Genomic DNA, 17,540 nt, shown 5'->3' with positions numbered 1-17,540 from the left:
GCCCGTACCGGCCGACGGAGCCCCCACGGGCTCGTCCGGTCCGCCCAGGCCCCTCTGCCCCTTCCGCCCCCAAGCCACCGCCTCAGCCCCTTTCAGGAGACACCGTGAACGACTTTCCCGGCAGCGGCCTCTACGACCGTGCGCGCGCCGAGTACACCGCCCCCGTGGCCGAGTCCCGCTATGTGATCCCGCGCTTCGTGGAGCGCACCTCCCAGGGCATCCGCGAGTACGATCCGTATGCCAAGCTCTTCGAGGAGCGGGTGATCTTCCTGGGCGTCCAGATCGACGACGCCTCCGCCAACGACGTCATGGCGCAGCTGCTGTGCCTGGAGTCGATGGACCCCGACCGTGACATCTCCGTCTACATCAACAGCCCCGGCGGCTCCTTCACCGCGCTCACGGCCATCTACGACACCATGCAGTTCGTGAAGCCGGACATCCAGACGGTCTGCATGGGCCAGGCCGCCTCGGCCGCCGCCGTCCTGCTGGCCGCGGGCACCCCGGGCAAGCGCATGGCGCTCCCCAACGCCCGTGTGCTGATCCACCAGCCCTACAGCGAGACGGGTCGCGGCCAGGTGTCCGACCTGGAGATCGCCGCCAACGAGATCCTCCGGATGCGTTCGCAGCTGGAGGAGATGCTGGCCAAGCACTCGACCACGCCGATCGAGAAGATCCGCGAGGACATCGAGCGTGACAAGATCCTGACGGCCGAGGACGCACTGTCGTACGGCCTGATCGACCAGATCATCTCGACCCGGAAGATGAACAACGCGTCGGTTCGCTGACACGGATCCAGCGGATTCGTCGTCGGACCTGTATCGTCTGCCGCTCCTTGGCACGGTGTGACTGGGTGCACGTCAAAGTGAACCGTGCCAAGGGGGGCCCGGACGAGGGGCCCGGCAAGGTACCGTCGGACATAAGGCAGCACCAGGAGCCGCTGGACGTAAGGCGTCTCCCAGGCGAAGGGGAAGCACACCGTGGCACGCATCGGTGACGGCGGCGATCTGCTCAAGTGCTCGTTCTGCGGCAAGAGCCAGAAGCAGGTCAAGAAGCTCATCGCAGGCCCCGGTGTGTACATCTGCGACGAGTGCATCGATCTCTGCAACGAGATCATCGAGGAGGAGCTCGCGGAGACGAGCGAGGTGCGCTGGGAGGAACTCCCCAAGCCCCGCGAGATCTACGAGTTCCTCGAGGGCTATGTGGTGGGCCAGGAGGCCGCCAAGAAGGCCCTGTCGGTCGCGGTGTACAACCACTACAAGCGGGTCCAGGCCGGTGAGAACGGCGGGGCCCAAGGCCGCGACGACGCCATCGAGTTGGCGAAGTCCAACATTCTGCTGCTGGGCCCCACGGGCTCCGGCAAGACACTGCTCGCCCAGACCCTGGCCCGCATGCTGAACGTCCCCTTCGCCATCGCCGACGCCACGGCGCTGACGGAGGCGGGCTATGTGGGCGAGGACGTGGAGAACATCCTCCTGAAGCTGATCCAGGCCGCGGACTACGACGTCAAGAAGGCCGAGACCGGGATCATCTACATCGACGAGATCGACAAGGTGGCCCGCAAGAGCGAGAACCCGTCGATCACCCGGGACGTCTCGGGCGAGGGCGTCCAGCAGGCCCTGCTGAAGATCCTGGAGGGCACCACGGCCTCGGTGCCCCCGCAGGGCGGACGCAAGCACCCGCACCAGGAGTTCATCCAGATCGACACGACGAACGTGCTGTTCATCGTGGGCGGTGCCTTCGCGGGCCTGGAGAAGATCATCGAGTCTCGGGCGGGTGCCAAGGGCATCGGCTTCGGGGCGACCATCCGCTCCAAGCGGGAGCTGGAGTCGAAGGACCAGTTCGAGGACGTCATGCCCGAGGACCTGGTGAAGTTCGGGATGATCCCGGAGTTCATCGGCCGGCTGCCGGTCATCACCTCGGTCCACAACCTCGACCGCAAGGCCCTGCTCCAGATCCTCGTCGAGCCGCGCAACGCGCTGGTGAAGCAGTACCAGCGCCTCTTCGAACTCGACGGTGTGGAGCTGGACTTCGAGCGGGAGGCGCTGGAGGCGATCGCCGACCAGGCGATCCTGCGGCAGACCGGCGCCCGGGGTCTGCGCGCCATCATGGAGGAGGTCCTCCAGGCGGTGATGTACGAGGTCCCGTCCCGCAAGGACGTGGCCCGGGTCGTCATCACGGCGGACGTGGTCCTGTCGAATGTGAATCCGACCCTGATCCCCCGCGACGCCCGCGGCCGGGGCCCGGGGGAGCAGAAGACGGCCTGACCCCGCCGCCCGGCTCGTCGCAGCCGCAGGCACCGGAACGAAGAACGAAGGAAGCCCCGGTCGGCCGACCGGGGCTTTCTCATGGGAGCGGTACCGCGTCAGGCCTTGACGCGGACCTCCTTGCGGAGCTTGGCGGTCAGTTCGGCCGCGTTCTTCAGATCGGGGCTCTTGCCGGACGCGGCGTCGGCCAGGTCCACATGGATGACGATGCCGATCGTGCTGTGGTCGCCCCAGATGCACACCGGCATATGGATCTCACTCGGACCGGCGGAGGCACCGCTGCTCTCCGAGTCATCCTTGATCTTCATCTCCTGGCACTTGAGCACCGCACCGTCGAGACCGCTCGGGGTGAACTTCTCCGGGCTGCCGATGACCTCGCCGTTGCCGTCCTTCGCGGCGCTCTTGGTGGCCCCGGCGAACATCCCGTCCACGACCTTCTCCGGATCGGCGATCTCGCCGTAGACACCCTGGAAGTTGATCGCCCGCACGGCCAGCGGGTTGGACCCGTCCCCGGCCTGGTACGTGGCGTGCACGTCCTTGGCGTTCTTCACGCCGTCCTTCTCGGCGTCCTCGAGGTCGCTCTTGGTGAGGCCGCCGCCCTCGTCGTCGGTGGACTTCTTGTACTCGGTGAGCACCGTGTCCGGGGTGGTCAGCTTGTGCGGCCCGTCGTTCTGCACGGAGCCGGAGCCGGAGCCGCCGTTCAACGCCCAGGCCACGCCCACCGCGACGACCGCCACCACCGCCACGGCACCGATGATGATCCCGGTCTTCTTCCTGCCGCCGCCCTGCTCCGGCGGCTGCGGGGCACCGTAGGCCGGGGGGCCGTAAGGGGGCTGGCCGTACGGCGGCTGCTGGGCGTACGGGTTGGCCTGCGGCGGAACGCCCTGGGGGGCCTGCGGGGGATAGCCGTAGCCGGGGCCCTGCGGAGCCTGTGGGGGGTAGCCGTAGCCGGGCTGGGGGGCCTGCGGCTGCTGGCCGTAGGGGCCCGGCTGGCCGTACGGTCCGGGCTGCTGGGGCTGCCCGCCGTACGGGCCCGGCTGGTTGTAGCTCATGTTCTGGGATCCCTCCCGGTGCTTTATATGTTCCTGACATCCTGACGCAGGCGGCGGCGCACGGGGCCGCCAGGGGGCGCACCGTTACCAAAGAAACGCGTTTCGGGACGGCGCGGTGACACCTCTAAACTGACCCCGTGACCGAAAACGCTCAGCAGCAGCCATCAGCGCCCCCCATCGAACTGCCGACCCAGTACGCGCCGGCCGACGTAGAGGGGCCGCTGTACGAGCGCTGGGTGGAGCGGGGTTACTTCGAGGCCGACGCGAAGAGCGAGAAGCCGCCCTTCACCGTCGTCATCCCCCCGCCCAACGTCACCGGCAGCCTGCACCTCGGGCACGCCTTCGAGCACACCCTCATCGACGCCCTCACCCGCCGCAAGCGGATGCAGGGCTACGAGACGCTGTGGCAGCCGGGCATGGACCACGCCGGCATCGCCACCCAGAACGTCGTCGAGCGGGAGCTGGCGAAGGAGGAGAAGTCGCGGCACGACCTGGGCCGTGAGGCCTTCGTCGAGCGCGTGTGGCGCTGGAAGGGCGAGTCCGGCGGGCAGATCTCCGGCCAGATGCGCCGGCTGGGCGACGGCGTCGCCTGGTCCCGGGAGCGCTTCACCATGGACGAGGGGCTCTCCCAGGCCGTCCAGACCATCTTCAAGCGGCTCTACGACGACGAGCTCATCTACCGCGCCGAGCGCATCATCAACTGGTGCCCGCGCTGTCTGACCGCGATCTCCGACATCGAGGTCGAGTACCAGGACGACGACGGCGAACTGGTCTCCATCCGCTACGGCGAGGGCGACGCCTCCATCGTGGTCGCCACGACCCGCGCCGAGACGATGCTCGGTGACACCGCCGTGGCCGTCCACCCGGACGACGAGCGCTACCGCCATATGGTCGGCACCGAGATCGAGCTCCCGCTGACCGGGCGCCGCATCCCCGTGGTCGCCGACGCGCATGTCGACCCGGAGTTCGGCACCGGCGCCGTCAAGGTGACGCCGGCCCATGACCCCAACGACTTCGAGATCGGCCAGCGGCACGACCTGCCGGCCATCGCGGTCATGGACGAGCATGCGGTGATCACCGTCCACGGCCCCTTCCAGGGACTGGACCGGCTGGAGGCCCGTTCGGCGATCGTCGCCGCGCTGCGCGCCGAGGGCCGGATCGCCTCCGAGAAGCGGCCCTACGTCCACTCCGTGGGCCACTGCTCGCGCTGCAAGACCACCATCGAGCCCCGGCTGTCCATGCAGTGGTGGGTCAAGGTGGGCCCGCTCGCCAAGGCCGCCGGTGACGCGGTCCGCGAGGGCAAGGTCACGATCCATCCGCAGGAGATGGAGAAGCGGTACTTCGACTGGGTCGACAACCTCCACGACTGGTGCATCTCGCGGCAGCTGTGGTGGGGTCACCGCATCCCGGTCTGGTACGGGCCGAACGGCGAGGTCGTCTGCGTCGGACCCGACGAGCAGCCCCCGAGCGGCGAGGGCTGGCACCAGGACACCGATGTCCTCGACACCTGGTTCTCCTCCGGCCTGTGGCCGTTCTCCACGCTGGGCTGGCCCGAACAGACCGAGAGCCTCGCGAAGTTCTATCCCAACTCCGTCCTGGTCACCGGCTACGACATCCTCTTCTTCTGGGTCGCCCGGATGATGATGTTCGGCCTGTACGCGATGGACGGCACCCCGCCGTTCCGCACCGTCGCCCTGCACGGCATGGTCCGCGACCAGTTCGGCAAGAAGATGTCGAAGTCCTTCGGCAACGCGGTCAACCCGCTGGACTGGATGGACAAGTACGGCTCCGACGCCCTGCGCTTCACCCTGGCCCGCGGCGCCAACCCCGGCGTCGACGTGCCGATCGGCGAGGACTGGGTCCAGGGCTCCCGCAACTTCGCCAACAAGATCTGGAACGCCACCCGTTTCGCGCTGATGAACGGCGCGACGGTGGACGGCCCGCTGCCGGAACCGTCGAAGATGTCGGCGACGGACCGCTGGATCCTCTCCCGCCTCAACTCGGTCGTCGCCGAAGTCGACGCGCTGTACGACGACTTCCAGTTCGCCAAGCTGTCCGACGCCCTCTTCCACTTCGCGTGGGACGAGGTCTTCGACTGGTACGTCGAGCTGTCCAAGACGACCTTCCAGGCGGGCGGCGAGCCGGCCGAGGTCAGCAAGCGGGTCCTCGGCGAGGTCCTGGACGTGACGCTGCGGCTGCTCCACCCGGTCGTCCCGTTCGTCACGGAGACGCTGTGGACCACCCTCACCGGCGGTGAGTCCGTCGTGATCGCCGACTGGCCCGCCGACAGCGGCTTCCGTGACGCGGCCGCCGAGCAGGAGATCGAGACCCTCCAGTCGGTGATCACCGAGGTCCGCCGCTTCCGCGCCGACCAGGGCCTCCAGCCCGGCCAGCGCGTCCCGGCCCGGCTGACGCTGGACGGCACGGCGCTCGCCCCGCACGAGGCCGCCGTCCGCCAGCTGCTGCGCCTCCAGCCGGAGGGCGAGGGCTTCACCGCCACAGCGACCCTCCCGGTCGCGGGGGTCGAGGTCGCGCTGGACCTGTCCGGGGCGATCGACGTCGCGGCCGAGCGCAAGCGTCTGGCCAAGGACCTGGCGGCCGCGCAGAAGGAGCGCCAGCAGGCCGAGGCCAAGCTGGGCAACGAGGCCTTCCTGGCGAAGGCCCCGGACCAGGTGGTGGAGAAGATCCGCACCCGCCTCACCAAGGCGGCCGAGGACATCACCCGCATCCAGACCCAACTGGACCGCCTCCCCCAGCCCTGACCCACCCGAGGCCCCCGAAACCCCCACCGGTTCCGGGGGCCTCAGCCATCCACCACGTCCCCCAGCCCTGGGTTTTGTGGCTGGCCCGGCCCTGGGCGGTCGGTCGGACTTCGGGTGGCCGACTTGGTTCCTGCGTGGCAGACCCGGCTCCGGGTGGCCGGTGCCGCCTGTCTGTCCCGGCGATGTCGGCAGCGACGGTGGTGCACAGGCTGTGGGAGCCCCAGTCCATCGGGCGGTGGCGCCCGCCGGCGGCTCTGTGACGGGGCGGAGCGGGTGCGGGAGCGGGTGGACCCCACTCCGACGCCTCGGACGCCCCATACGCCCCGCACGTCCGGTCCGCCGGTCACCGTCCCGTCGACCGCCGCGCCGGTGCCGTACCAGCGGGTGACCCGGGGGCCCGGTGGGGGCTGTGGGGATCCGGGAGGTCACGGGGGTGTGACGGTGGTGCCCACAGGCACACCGGTGGGCGTGGCTCCGTAGACTGGCCCTGTGAGTGAGCTGCCCCCGCGTGACCCCCATGAGAGCGACCCCTTCGACGACATCGTCGCGGCCCAGACGGAGCGCGACCCCGATCTCGCGGTGATCGAGGCCGGCAGCCGCACCCTGCGGACGCAGGGCGGCGCGCCGGAGGCCGAGGTGCCCGCGCGGCCCGCCGATCCCGAGGTCGACCAGGCGCTGCGCGCGGTCGAGACCGAGTTGGCCGGCCGTTGGGGCGAGACCAAGCTGGAGCCGTCCGTCAGCCGGATCTCGGCGCTGATGGACCTGCTGGGGGAGCCGCAGCGCTCCTACCCCTCCCTCCACATCACCGGGACCAACGGCAAGACCTCCATCGCACGCATGATCGAGGCCCTGCTGGGCGCCTTCGAGCTGCGCACCGGCCGCTACACCAGCCCCCACGTCCAGTCGATCACCGAGCGGATCAGCCTCGACGGTGCCCCGATCTCCGCCGAGCGGTTCATCGAGACCTACGCCGACATCAAGCCCTACATCGAGATGGTCGACGCCCGGCAGGAGTTCCGGCTCTCCTTCTTCGAGGTGCTCACCGGCATGGCGTACGCGGCCTTCGCGGACGCGCCCGTCGATGTCGCGGTCGTCGAGGTCGGCATGGGCGGCAGCTGGGACGCCACCAATGTCATCGACGCCTCCGTGGCCGTCGTCACCCCCATCGACCTGGACCACACCGACCGGCTCGGCTCCACGCCCGGCGAGATCGCCCAGGAGAAGGCCGGCATCATCAAGCCGGACGCCACCGTGATCATGGCCCAGCAGCCGGTGGACGCGGCCCAGGTACTGCTGAAGAAGGCCGTGGAGGTGGACGCCACCGTCGCCCGTGAGGGCCTGGAGTTCGGCGTGGTCTCCCGACAGGTCGCGGTCGGCGGACAGCTGCTGACCCTGCGCGGCCTCGGCGGCGAGTACGACGAGGTGTATCTGCCGCTGCACGGCGCCTACCAGGCCCACAACGCCGCCGTGGCGCTCGCCGCGGTCGAGGCGTTCTTCGGCGTCGGCGGGCAGCGCCCCGGCCCGCTGGACATCGACACGGTCCGCAAGGCCTTCGCGGCGGTGTCCTCCCCGGGCCGGCTGGAGGTCGTACGGCGTTCCCCGACGGTCGTCCTGGACGCCGCCCACAACCCGGCGGGCGCCCGTGCCACCGCGGAGGCCGTCAGCGAGGCCTTCGACTTCAGCCGGCTGATCGGGGTCGTCGGCGCCAGCGGCGACAAGAATGTGCGGGGCCTTCTGGAGGCGTTCGAACCGATCTTCGCCGAGGTCGTGATCACCCAGAACTCCAGCCACCGCGCGATGGACGCCGACGAGCTGGCCGCGATCGCCGTCGAGGTCTTCGGCGAGGAACGGGTCCAGGTCGAGCCCCGGCTGCCCGACGCCCTGGAGGCCGCGATCACCCTCGCCGAGGAGGAGGGGGAGTACGCGGGCGGCGGAGTGCTCGTCACCGGCTCCGTCATCACCGTCGGCGAGGCCCGGCTGCTCCTGGGAAGGGGCTGAGTCCTGGTGCGCATGCTCTGTGCTTCGACCCTGATCGGCGAGTTCTTCGTGATCGGCTTCGCCGGACTGGTCGCGATGAAGGACCCGAGCCTGACCATGGGCACCGTCTGGACGGTCAGCGGCATCGCCATGGCGCTCAGCGTCCTGCTGTGCGGGCTGATCACCCGCCCCGGCGGTGTCGCGCTGGGCTGGGCGTTCCAGATCGTCCTGATCGCCTCCGGGTTCGTGGTCCCCTCGATGTTCTTCCTGGGCGTGGCCTTCGCGGCGCTGTGGTGGGCGTCGGTCCACTACGGACGCAAGATCGACGAGGCCAAGGCCCGCTTCGCGGCCCAGCAGGGCTCCCCTCCGGCCGACGCCGTGTGACGGTGCCGGGGGCCTTGCCGGTGGCGGATGTTTCACTGGAATTCGGCACCCGGACCTTCACCGCCGCCGCGGGACGATCCCGGCTTGCCCTTCTGCTCGGCGTATTGCAGATTGTGCTCCCCGGGCGGGGAGCGATGCGGGAGCGGTCCGGGTGCCGCGTTCTCCTCGACACCCGGTAACCTCTGCCCATTGCATAGTTCGTGGCCTGCAAGGGAGCCATCCATCATGACCCAGCGCACTCTCGTCCTCCTGAAGCCGGACGCCGTCCGTCGTTCACTGGTGGGCGAGATCATCAGTCGTATCGAGCGCAAGGCCGACTGGCGGATCACCGCGCTGGAGCTGCGCACTTTGGACCGTGCGATCCTCGAACAGCATTACGCGGAGCACATCGGGCGTCCTTTCTACGAGCCCCTGGTGGAGTTCATGGCCTCCGGCCCGGTCGTGGCGCTCGTGGTCGAGGGCGAGCGGGTCATCGACGGGGTGCGGGCGCTGGCCGGTCCGACCGACCCGATCGCCGCCGCCCCCGGCTCCATCCGCGGCGACTTCGGTGTCATCGTCCGTGAGAACCTGATCCACGCCTCCGACTCCGAGGAGTCCGCCGAGCGCGAGCTGAAGCTCTTCTTCCCCGGGCGCTTCTGAGCGCACGGGTGAAGAACCTCTGAGCACGTCGTGTGAAGAATGTCTGAGGGCTCGTCATGTCACTCGGACGCCTGAACGGGGGCGGCCCGGAAAACCGGCCGTGAAAAACCCGGACGCCCCCTGGCATAAGCGTGTCGTTCGGGGGAACGGCTACCCCCGAACGCCCGTCTCCACAAGCGAGGCGACGCGTCATCTGATGACAATGGCGAAGACCCTCGCACCGTGTTCGTGCAGGCGAGACTACGATGGAAGCCTTCACGTCACAGCACCCACTTCGCCGCCCCAACGAAAGCCATATAACGCTCGACTTGGGAAGGCCAGACGAATCCTGATGGGGAACTCAATGTCGTTCATCGGCCGTGACATGGCTGTCGACCTCGGGACCGCCAACACGCTGGTGTACGTCAGGGGTCGCGGGATCGTACTCAACGAGCCGTCCGTCGTCGCGATCAACACGAACACCGGTGGAATTCTCGCGGTCGGCGCGGAAGCGAAGAAGATGATCGGCCGGACGCCGGGCAACATCGTGGCCGTGCGTCCGCTGAAGGACGGGGTGATCGCCGACTTCGAGATCACCGAGCGGATGCTCCGCTACTTCATTCTGAAGATCCACAAGCGGCGCTATCTGGCGCGTCCGCGGGTCGTCGTCTGTGTGCCCTCGGGCATCACGGGCGTGGAGCGCCGTGCCGTCATCGAGGCGTCCTCCCAGGCCGGCGCCCGCCAGGTGCACATCATCGAGGAGCCCATGGCCGCCGCCATCGGCTCCGGCCTGCCGGTCCACGAGGCCACCGGCAACATGGTGGTGGACATCGGCGGCGGCACCACGGAGGTCGCGGTCATCTCGCTCGGCGGCATCGTCACCGCCCAGTCCATCCGCGTCGCGGGTGACGAGCTGGACAACGCGATCATCCAGCACATCAAGAAGGAGTACTCGCTCCTCCTCGGTGAGCGCTCGGCCGAACAGATCAAGATCACCATCGGTTCGGCGTACGAACTCGACACTGACGAGCACACCGAAATCCGCGGCCGGGACCTGGTCTCCGGACTGCCCAAGACCGTCGTCATCTCGGCGACCGAGGTCCGCAAGGCCATCGAGGAACCGGTCAACGCGATCGTGGACGCGGTCAAGACGACCCTCGACAAGTGTCCGCCGGAGCTGTCCGGCGACGTCATGGACCGGGGGATCGTCCTCACCGGGGGCGGCGCCCTGCTGCGCGGCCTCGACGAGCGGCTGCGCCGGGAGACCGGCATGCCGATCCATATCGCCGAGGACCCGCTGGACAGCGTGGCGCTCGGCTCCGGCAAGTGCGTCGAGGAGTTCGAGGCGCTCCAGCAGGTACTGGACGCCCAGCCCCGACGGTGACGCGACGCGTCGACTCCGCCGTACGAGGCCATTCCCCCTCGTGCGGCGGAGCATTGACATAGAGACATCGACACTCCCCATATCGTCCCCGGGCTCCGCCCAAGGGGCCGTGCCGGCCAGGTATCGCCCCTCGGGTCCGTTCCCACCGGCACCGCGCACCCGGGGCGCCCGCCCTACACATTCCGACGAGGAAGGCACGGCCGCCGCACGTGAGGGACACACGAGAGAGCCGGCTGCTCCTGGCGCTGCTGACCGCCATCGCGTTCGCTCTGATCACGGTGGACATCCGCGGCGGCCAGGATTCACCGGTCGAAGGTGCCCGCCAGGCCGCCGCCACGGTCTTCGGCCCGATCGAGAACGGGGTGTCGTCCGCCGTCAACCCCGTGGGCAACGCGGTCGTGGCCGTACGCGAATCCGGCAGCAGACACGACCGCATCGCCCAACTGGAGCGCGACAACGCGGCCTTGAAGGCGAAGCTGGGCAGCGACGACCGCAACAGCAGCCGTCTCAAGCAGCTCGACAAGATGATCCGCGTGGCGGGCGAGGGCCAGTACGGCATCAAGGGCGCCGAGGTCATCGCGATAGGAGCCGCCCAGGGCTTCTCCTGGACCGTCACCATCGACCTGGGCGCCAGCGACGGCATCAAGCGCGACATGACCGTCCTCAACGGTGACGGACTGGTCGGCCGCGTCACCACCGTGGGCCCCCACTCCGCGACCGTGCTGCTGGCCAGCGACCCCGACTTCACCGTCGGCACGCGCATGGAGAGCAGCGACGAACTCGGCTTCGCCTCCGGACAGGGCGACCGCCCGCTGCGCGTCCAGCTCCTCAACGCCAAGGCGGACGTGAAGAAGGGCGACCGCCTGGTCACCTTCGGCTCGGAGGCCGACAAGCCGTTCGTGCCCGGCGTCCCGGTCGGTGTGGTCTCCCGGGTCGACCCCTCCGGGGGCGACCTGACCCGCACGATCTATGTGAGGCCGTTCGTGGCCTTCAGCAAGCTCGATGTCGTCGGCGTCGTCGTCCAGGCGCCCAAGAAGGACCCCCGCGACACCGTGCTGCCCCCCAAGCCCCAGCCCACGCCCACGCCGACCGTGACCGTCACCGTGACGCCCTCGGCCCCGGCCGCCGACGACTACTACCAGCAGTAGACGCCCCAGGAGCTGAACCAGATGCGCTTCAACCGGATGCTGCTCTCCACCACCTTGGTGGTCGTCGCCCTGGTGATCCAGGTGAGCGTGCTCGCCCGCCTCCGCCTGCCCGGCGCCGTCCCCGACCTGGTGCTGCTCACCGTCGTCGGCCTCGCCCTGGTCTACGGCCATGTCGGCGGCTGCCTCGTCGGCTTCGGCGCGGGCCTGCTCTCCGACCTGGCCCCGCCCGCCGACCACGCCGCGGGCCGCTACGCCTTCGTGCTCTGCGTCATCGGCTACGCCGCCGGACTCGCCAAGCCCGAGAACGGCAGACTGAAGTCCGCGATGGGCCCGATGGCCGTGGTGGTCGCCACCGCCGTCGGCTCCACCCTGCTGTACGCGGGCGTGGGCGCCCTGGTCGGCGACACCGCCGCCCGCCATGTCGGCCTGGGCGGCCTGCTGTTCACGGCCGCCCTCTACGACCTGCTGCTCGCGCCCTTCGTGGTCCCCGGGATCATGGCGCTGGCCCGCCGCGCCGACAACGACCCGCTGGCCGACGCCGGCTCCGGCACGGCGGCCGACGTCTCCTCCGGCTGGCTCTCCGCCGGCACCGGACTGCGCATCGGCAACCAGCGCGCCGGGCTGCTCGTCAAGGCGGCCAAGGCACGGGGCGCGCGCGCCGGACGCATCAAGGGGGTCAAGCGACTGTGAGAGCCCGCAATCCGGCCGCCTGCCCCCCTGAGTCCCTCTGCCACCACCAGCCGCAACGGAGTGGGCCTCGCCCATGACCAACATCCCGGAGACCGGCCGGACCCCACGCGTCCAGATCCGGCTCGTCGTCATCCAGATCCTTGTCGTCTCCCTGCTCGGCACCCTCGGCGGCCGCCTCTGGTACCTCCAGATCCGCAACGGCGCCGAGTACGCCAAGGAAGCCTCCGGCAACCATGTCCAGCAGGTCGTCCAGCCCGCCGTGCGCGGCGAGATCCTGGACGCGCGCGGCGTCCCCATCGCCGACAACGAGACCCGCCTCGTGGTCTCCGCCTCCCGCACCGATCTGATGAAGATGAAGGACGGCGGCAAGGCGGTCCTCACCAAGCTGGCCGGCATCCTGGACATGAAGCCCCAGGACGTCATGGACAAGGTCCGCCTGTGCGACGCCAAGACGCCGCAGCCCTGCTGGAACGGCTCCCCGTACCAGCCGATCCCCATCACCGACGAGGCCACCCCCCGGCAGGCCCTGCAGCTGCGTGAGCGCTCCGAGGACTTCCCCGGCATCACCGCCGAGCCCGAGGCGCTGCGCCGCTACCCGAGCCCCGGCGACGCCAACACCTCCCAGGTCCTCGGCTATCTCTCGCCCGTCACCGACGACGAGATCCAGCAGGCCAAGGACACCGACTCCCCTTATATGCGCTCCGACCAGGTCGGCCGCTCCGGACTCGAGCGCCAGTACGACCAGGTGCTGCGCGGCAAGGCCGGCGTCACCCGCTACGAGGTCGACAACCTCGGCCGGGTCATCGGCAAGGCCAAGAGCGACCCCGCCCAGCCCGGCTCCAACCTGGTCACCAGCATCGACGCCCGGGTCCAGCGGGTCGCCGAGTACGAGCTGAACGAGGCGATGAAGGCCGCCCGCGCCCAGTTCGACAACATCACCGGCGAGAACTACAAGGCGGACTCCGGCGCCGTCGTGGTGATGGAGGCCAAGACCGGCCGCGTCGTCGCCATGGCCTCCAGCCCCACCTACGACCCGAACATCTGGATCGGCGGCATCACCGCCAAGGACTACAAGAAGCTCACCGGCAAGAACTCCGACTACCCGCTGCTCAACCGGGCCATCCAGGGCCAGTCGGCACCCGGCTCCACCTTCAAGGTGGTCTCCACCGCCGCCGCCGTCGAGGCGGGCTACGCCTTCGACGGCAACTACCCGTGCACCAGTTCGTACACGGTCGGCAATCAGGTCTTCAAGAACTTCGAGGGCGAGAACTTCGGGCCGATCTCGCTCGGCCGCGCCCTGGAGGTCTCCTGCGACACCGTCTTCTACGGCCTCGCCGACAACGAGTGGAAGAGGGACGGCGGCATCCACCCCAAGAAGGGGCAGCCCAAGGACTACTTCTTCAAGGCCGCCCACCAGTTCGGGCTCGGCCAGACCACCGGCATCGACCTGCCGAACGAGGTCACCGGCCGGGTCCCCGACCGCCAGTGGAAGCAGAAGTACTGGGAGGCCAACAAGGACTCCTGGTGCAAGACCGGCAAGAAGGACGGCGACTACGTCGAGAAGATCGCCTATGAGAACTGCCTCGAGGGCAACAGGATGCGCGAGGGCGACGCGATCAACTACTCCATCGGCCAGGGCGACACGCTGGTGACCCCGATCCAGATGGCGACCATCTACGCGGGCATCTCCAACGGCGGCACCCTGTGGAGCCCGACCATCGGCAAGGCGATCATCAGCCCCGACGGCAAGGAGATCACCGAGATCAAGCCGCACGCCCGGGGCAAGCTGCCGATCGACAAGAAGACCCGGGACGTCATGGAGGAGGCCCTCGCGGGCGTCGTCACCCGCGGCACCGCCGCCTGGAAGTTCGGCGGCTGGCCCCAGGACAAGATCCCGCTGCACGCCAAGACCGGTACCGCCGAGGTCTACGGCAAGCAGACCACGTCCTGGCTGACCACCTACTCCAAGGACTACGCGGTCGTGATGACGATCTCCCAGGCCGGTACCGGATCCGGTGCCTCCGGTGAGGCCGTGCGCAACATCTACAACGCCCTGTACGGCGTCCAGTCGGACGGCTCGATCGACAAGAAGAAGGCCCTGCTGTACACCCCGCAGAAGGACCTCCCCCAGATCCGTCCCGACGGCACGATCGTGTCCCCGAAGATCGAGAAGTTCGACCCGGACGCCAACCGGGCCCAGGACCAGCAGGCCCAGGGCGGACAGACACAGGACCCGCAGGCCCAGGACCAACAGGCTCAGGACCAGCAGACGCAGAACCCGCAGGCCCAGGACCAACAGGATCAGGGGGCCTCCACCGACAATCCGGCGGCCACCGTGCCCTCGCCGGCCGGGACCGACCGCGCCAACCGCAGGCGCACCGCCCGTCCGAAGAAGAGGCGGAGGATCCTGACATGACCGGAGCGACCAACTTCTCCGTCTCCGGATACGGCCCCGCACGCGCCGGCTGGACCCGGGTCTTCGCCCGCGACGGACTGGCCCGGCGCCTCGACTGGCCGATAATCCTGTCCGCCGCCGCCCTGTCCCTGATCGGGATGGTCCTCGTCTACTCGGCGACCCGCAACCGCACCGAGATCAACCAGGGCGATCCGTACTACTTCCTGATGCGCCATCTGATGAACACCGGCATCGGGATCGCCCTGATGATCGGCACCATCTGGCTCGGCCACCGCACCCTGCGCACCGCCGTGCCGATCCTCTACGGACTCTCGGTCCTCGGGGTGCTGCTGGTCCTCACCCCGCTCGGCGCCACCATCAACGGCAACCGCAACTGGATCGTCCTCGGCGGCGGCTTCTCCCTCCAGCCCTCCGAGTTCGTGAAGGTCACGATCATCCTGGGCATGGCGATGCTGCTCGCGGCCCGGGTCGACGCGGGCGACAAGCCGTACCCCGACCACCGCACGGTCCTCCAGGCGCTGGGCCTGGCCGCCGTACCGATCATGGTCGTGCTGCTCATGCCCGACCTCGGCACGGTCCTGGTCCTGCTCACCATCATCCTGGGCGCGCTGCTCGCCTCCGGCGCCTCCAACCGCTGGATCTTCGGCCTGCTCACGGCGGGCGTCCTCGGCTGCGTCGTCGTCTGGCAGCTGCACATCCTGGACGAGTACCAGATCGACCGGTTCGCGGCCTTCGCCAACCCCAGCCTCGATCCGTCCGGGGTCGGCTACAACACCAACCAGGCCCGCATCGCCATCGGCTCCGGCGGCCTGACCGGCTCGGGCCTCTTCCACGGCTCCCAGACCACCGGCCAGTTCGTCCCCGAACAGCAGACCGACTTCGTCTTCACGGTCGCGGGCGAGGAACTCGGCTTCGTCGGCGCCGGCCTGATCATCGCGCTGCTCGGTGTCCTGCTCTGGCGCGCCTGCCGCATCGCCCGTGAGACGACCGAGCTGTACGGCACCATCGTGGCCGCCGGAATCGTGGCGTGGTTCGCCTTCCAGTCCTTCGAGAACATCGGCATGACGCTGGGCATCATGCCGGTCACCGGCCTGCCCCTGCCCTTCGTTTCCTACGGCGGTTCGTCGATGTTCGCGGTCTGGGTGGCGGTGGGACTGCTCCAGTCGATCCGGGTCCAACGACCACTGTCGGCCTGACCGGCCCCGCCCGATCCGTACGGCCCCGCGCGCCCGCCGCCCGGGGCCGTACCCGTCCCCCACGGCTCCTCCCGCCCCTCGGCCCTGCCCTCCCCGCCCCGAAGCCACTAGATTCGGTGCATGGCGGACACCAAGCGCGAAATCGAGCGGAAGTACGAGGCCGCGGCAGAGGACGAACCGCCCGACCTGACCGGAACCGGCGGAATCACGGCCGCCCTCGACAAGGGCGTCACCGCACTCGACGCCACCTACTACGACACGGCCGACCTCAGACTGACCCGTGCCTCGCTGACCCTGCGCCGCCGCACCGGGGGAGACGACGCCGGCTGGCATCTCAAGCTGCCCGTCGAGGAGGGCGTACGCGACGAGATCCGCGCCCCGCTCTCCGACACCGTCCCCGAACACCTGCACGGACTGGTGCGCTCCCGGACCCGGGACGCCGCACTCGTGCCCCTCGTCCGGCTGCGCACCGCCCGCGCCGTCCACCACCTCGTCGACGCCGACGGCACCCTGCTCGCCGAGGTCGCCCTCGACCGGGTCCGCGCCGAACGGCTCGGCGGCGGCACGGGCACCGCCGCATGGACCGAGATCGAGGTCGAGCTCGCGGACGACGGCGACCCCGCCCTCCTGGACACGATCGACAAGAAGTTCCGCAAGACCGGACTGCGCCCCTCGTCCGCCCCGTCCAAGCTGGCCAGAGCACTGACGGAGACCGGCACGGGCCCCGCCACACACGGCGAGGAAGAGCAGTCACCGGTCACCGCGGGCGACCATGTCCTCGCCTATGTCCGCGCCCAGCGGGACGCGATCGTCGCACTGGACCCCGCGGTCCGCCGGGAGCTCCCCGACTCCGTGCACTCCCTGCGGGTGGCCACCCGGAGGCTGCGCAGCACCTTCCGCACCTTCGGCACCGTCCTGGACCGCGGTGTCACCGACCCCCTCGCCGACGAGCTGAAACGGCTCGCCGCCGAGCTGGGCGTCGACCGCGACCGGGAGGTCCTCACCGACCATCTGACCGCCGCCCTCGACGAACTCCCCCGGGAGCTGCTCTCCGGTCCCGTCCGCAACCGCCTGCTCACCTGGTCGGACGCCCGGGGCGGAGGCTCCCGGCGCCGGCTGGCCGCCCTCCTCGACAGCAGGCGCCACCTCGATCTGCTGGACGGCCTGGACGCCGTGATCGCCGCCCCGCCCCTGCTCGGAGCCGCCGCCGGGAAGCCGTCGAAGGTGATCACCAAGGCCGTGCGCAAGGACTTCCGCAAGGTCGCCGCTCTGGTCGGCCGGGCCCTGGACCTGCCGCCGGGCCATGACCGCGATGTGGCCCTGCACGAGGCCCGCAAGAAGACCAAGCGCACCCGCTACGCCGCCGAGGCCGCCGTGCCCGTCCTGGGCAAGCGCGCCGCGGCCCTGGTCACGTCGATGAAGTCGCTCCAGACCCTGCTCGGCGACCACCAGGACAGCGTGATGGCCCGGGAGGCGCTGCGGGAGCTGTCGGAGCAGGCGCACGCTGCGGGAGAGAGCAGCTTCACCTACGGTGTCCTGTACGGGCGCGAGGAGCGGCGCGCGGCGGCCGGGGAGGCGGCGCTGCCGGAGGTGTGGCGGAAGGCGGAGCGGCGGATGCGGCTCTGAGCGGACGCCCGGAAGGCTCGGCA

Annotated in this window: 13 protein-coding genes; 12 read left to right on the top strand and 1 reads right to left on the bottom strand. The window is 69.7% G+C overall.

Annotated elements, in window-relative coordinates:
• Window positions 1–104 precede the first annotated feature (104 nt).
• Together CP978_RS12290 and clpX are read left to right on the top strand one after the other, a co-directional pair.
• Window positions 105–785, top strand: coding sequence for an ATP-dependent Clp protease proteolytic subunit (locus tag CP978_RS12290; RefSeq protein ID WP_150478207.1), 681 nt, complete (start codon window positions 105–107; stop codon window positions 783–785).
• A gap of 192 nt (window positions 786–977) precedes the next feature.
• Entirely contained in the window at window positions 978–2,264 is a 1,287-nt protein-coding gene (clpX, locus tag CP978_RS12285) for an ATP-dependent Clp protease ATP-binding subunit ClpX (protein ID WP_150478206.1), read from the top strand.
• Window positions 2,265–2,362: 98 nt separating this feature from the next.
• Here the strand turns inward: clpX and CP978_RS12280 are convergent, their stop codons facing one another.
• On the bottom strand, window positions 2,363–3,316 hold the full coding sequence (locus tag CP978_RS12280; protein ID WP_043440219.1) for a membrane protein: 954 nt from the start codon (window positions 3,314–3,316) through the stop codon (window positions 2,363–2,365).
• A 137-nt stretch (window positions 3,317–3,453) separates the two neighbouring features.
• On the opposite strand from CP978_RS12280, the gene CP978_RS12275 reads away from it, so the two are divergent.
• From CP978_RS12275 to CP978_RS12230, 10 genes are all read left to right on the top strand, one after another.
• Complete coding sequence (locus CP978_RS12275) at window positions 3,454–6,078, top strand: valine--tRNA ligase (protein ID WP_043440218.1); 2,625 nt, start codon at window positions 3,454–3,456, stop codon at window positions 6,076–6,078.
• Window positions 6,079–6,567: 489 nt separating this feature from the next.
• Entirely contained in the window at window positions 6,568–8,076 is a 1,509-nt protein-coding gene (folC, locus tag CP978_RS12270; RefSeq protein WP_174498625.1) for a bifunctional tetrahydrofolate synthase/dihydrofolate synthase, read from the top strand.
• Window positions 8,077–8,082: 6 nt separating this feature from the next.
• Window positions 8,083–8,439, top strand: a complete 357-nt coding sequence (locus tag CP978_RS12265) for a DUF4233 domain-containing protein (RefSeq protein ID WP_043440217.1) — start codon at window positions 8,083–8,085, stop codon at window positions 8,437–8,439.
• A 225-nt stretch (window positions 8,440–8,664) separates the two neighbouring features.
• A complete protein-coding gene (gene ndk, locus CP978_RS12260) occupies window positions 8,665–9,078 on the top strand; it encodes a nucleoside-diphosphate kinase (RefSeq protein WP_043440216.1) in 414 nt (137 codons plus the stop codon).
• Between the two features lie 343 nt (window positions 9,079–9,421).
• Complete coding sequence (locus CP978_RS12255; RefSeq protein ID WP_043440214.1) at window positions 9,422–10,441, top strand: rod shape-determining protein; 1,020 nt, start codon at window positions 9,422–9,424, stop codon at window positions 10,439–10,441.
• 209 nt (window positions 10,442–10,650) lie between these two features.
• A complete protein-coding gene (mreC, locus tag CP978_RS12250; RefSeq protein ID WP_043440213.1) occupies window positions 10,651–11,589 on the top strand; it encodes a rod shape-determining protein MreC in 939 nt (312 codons plus the stop codon).
• Window positions 11,590–11,610: 21 nt separating this feature from the next.
• Window positions 11,611–12,279 (top strand): rod shape-determining protein MreD, encoded by a 669-nt coding sequence (mreD, locus tag CP978_RS12245; protein ID WP_043440212.1) that lies wholly within the window; start codon window positions 11,611–11,613, stop codon window positions 12,277–12,279.
• A 73-nt stretch (window positions 12,280–12,352) separates the two neighbouring features.
• Window positions 12,353–14,695, top strand: coding sequence for a penicillin-binding protein 2 (mrdA, locus tag CP978_RS12240; RefSeq protein WP_043440211.1), 2,343 nt, complete (start codon window positions 12,353–12,355; stop codon window positions 14,693–14,695).
• Complete coding sequence (gene rodA / locus CP978_RS12235; RefSeq protein WP_043440209.1) at window positions 14,692–15,891, top strand: rod shape-determining protein RodA; 1,200 nt, start codon at window positions 14,692–14,694, stop codon at window positions 15,889–15,891. Before mrdA ends, rodA begins: the two co-directional genes overlap by 4 nt.
• A 120-nt stretch (window positions 15,892–16,011) precedes the next feature.
• Window positions 16,012–17,517 (top strand): CYTH and CHAD domain-containing protein, encoded by a 1,506-nt coding sequence (locus tag CP978_RS12230; protein WP_043440207.1) that lies wholly within the window; start codon window positions 16,012–16,014, stop codon window positions 17,515–17,517.
• Window positions 17,518–17,540: the final 23 nt, after the last annotated feature.

Source organism: Streptomyces nodosus, from assembly GCF_008704995.1.
GTDB lineage: Bacteria > Actinomycetota > Actinomycetes > Streptomycetales > Streptomycetaceae > Streptomyces > Streptomyces nodosus.
Note: the sequence above shows the minus strand (reverse complement) of the source record. Positions and strands in the feature narration are given on the sequence as shown.

Bases quoted from the DNA above. Each gene is read 5' to 3' on its own strand.
- CP978_RS12230 (WP_043440207.1), top strand. From the start codon at position 16,012: ATGGCGGACACCAAGCGCGAAATCGAGCGGAAGTACGAGGCCGCGGCA.
- mrdA (WP_043440211.1), top strand. From the start codon at position 12,353: ATGACCAACATCCCGGAGACCGGCCGGACCCCACGCGTCCAGATCCGG.
- mreD (WP_043440212.1), top strand. From the start codon at position 11,611: ATGCGCTTCAACCGGATGCTGCTCTCCACCACCTTGGTGGTCGTCGCC.
- ndk (WP_043440216.1), top strand. From the start codon at position 8,665: ATGACCCAGCGCACTCTCGTCCTCCTGAAGCCGGACGCCGTCCGTCGT.
- rodA (WP_043440209.1), top strand. From the start codon at position 14,692: ATGACCGGAGCGACCAACTTCTCCGTCTCCGGATACGGCCCCGCACGC.
- CP978_RS12255 (WP_043440214.1), top strand. From the start codon at position 9,422: ATGTCGTTCATCGGCCGTGACATGGCTGTCGACCTCGGGACCGCCAAC.
- CP978_RS12280 (WP_043440219.1), bottom strand. From the start codon at position 3,316: ATGAGCTACAACCAGCCGGGCCCGTACGGCGGGCAGCCCCAGCAGCCC.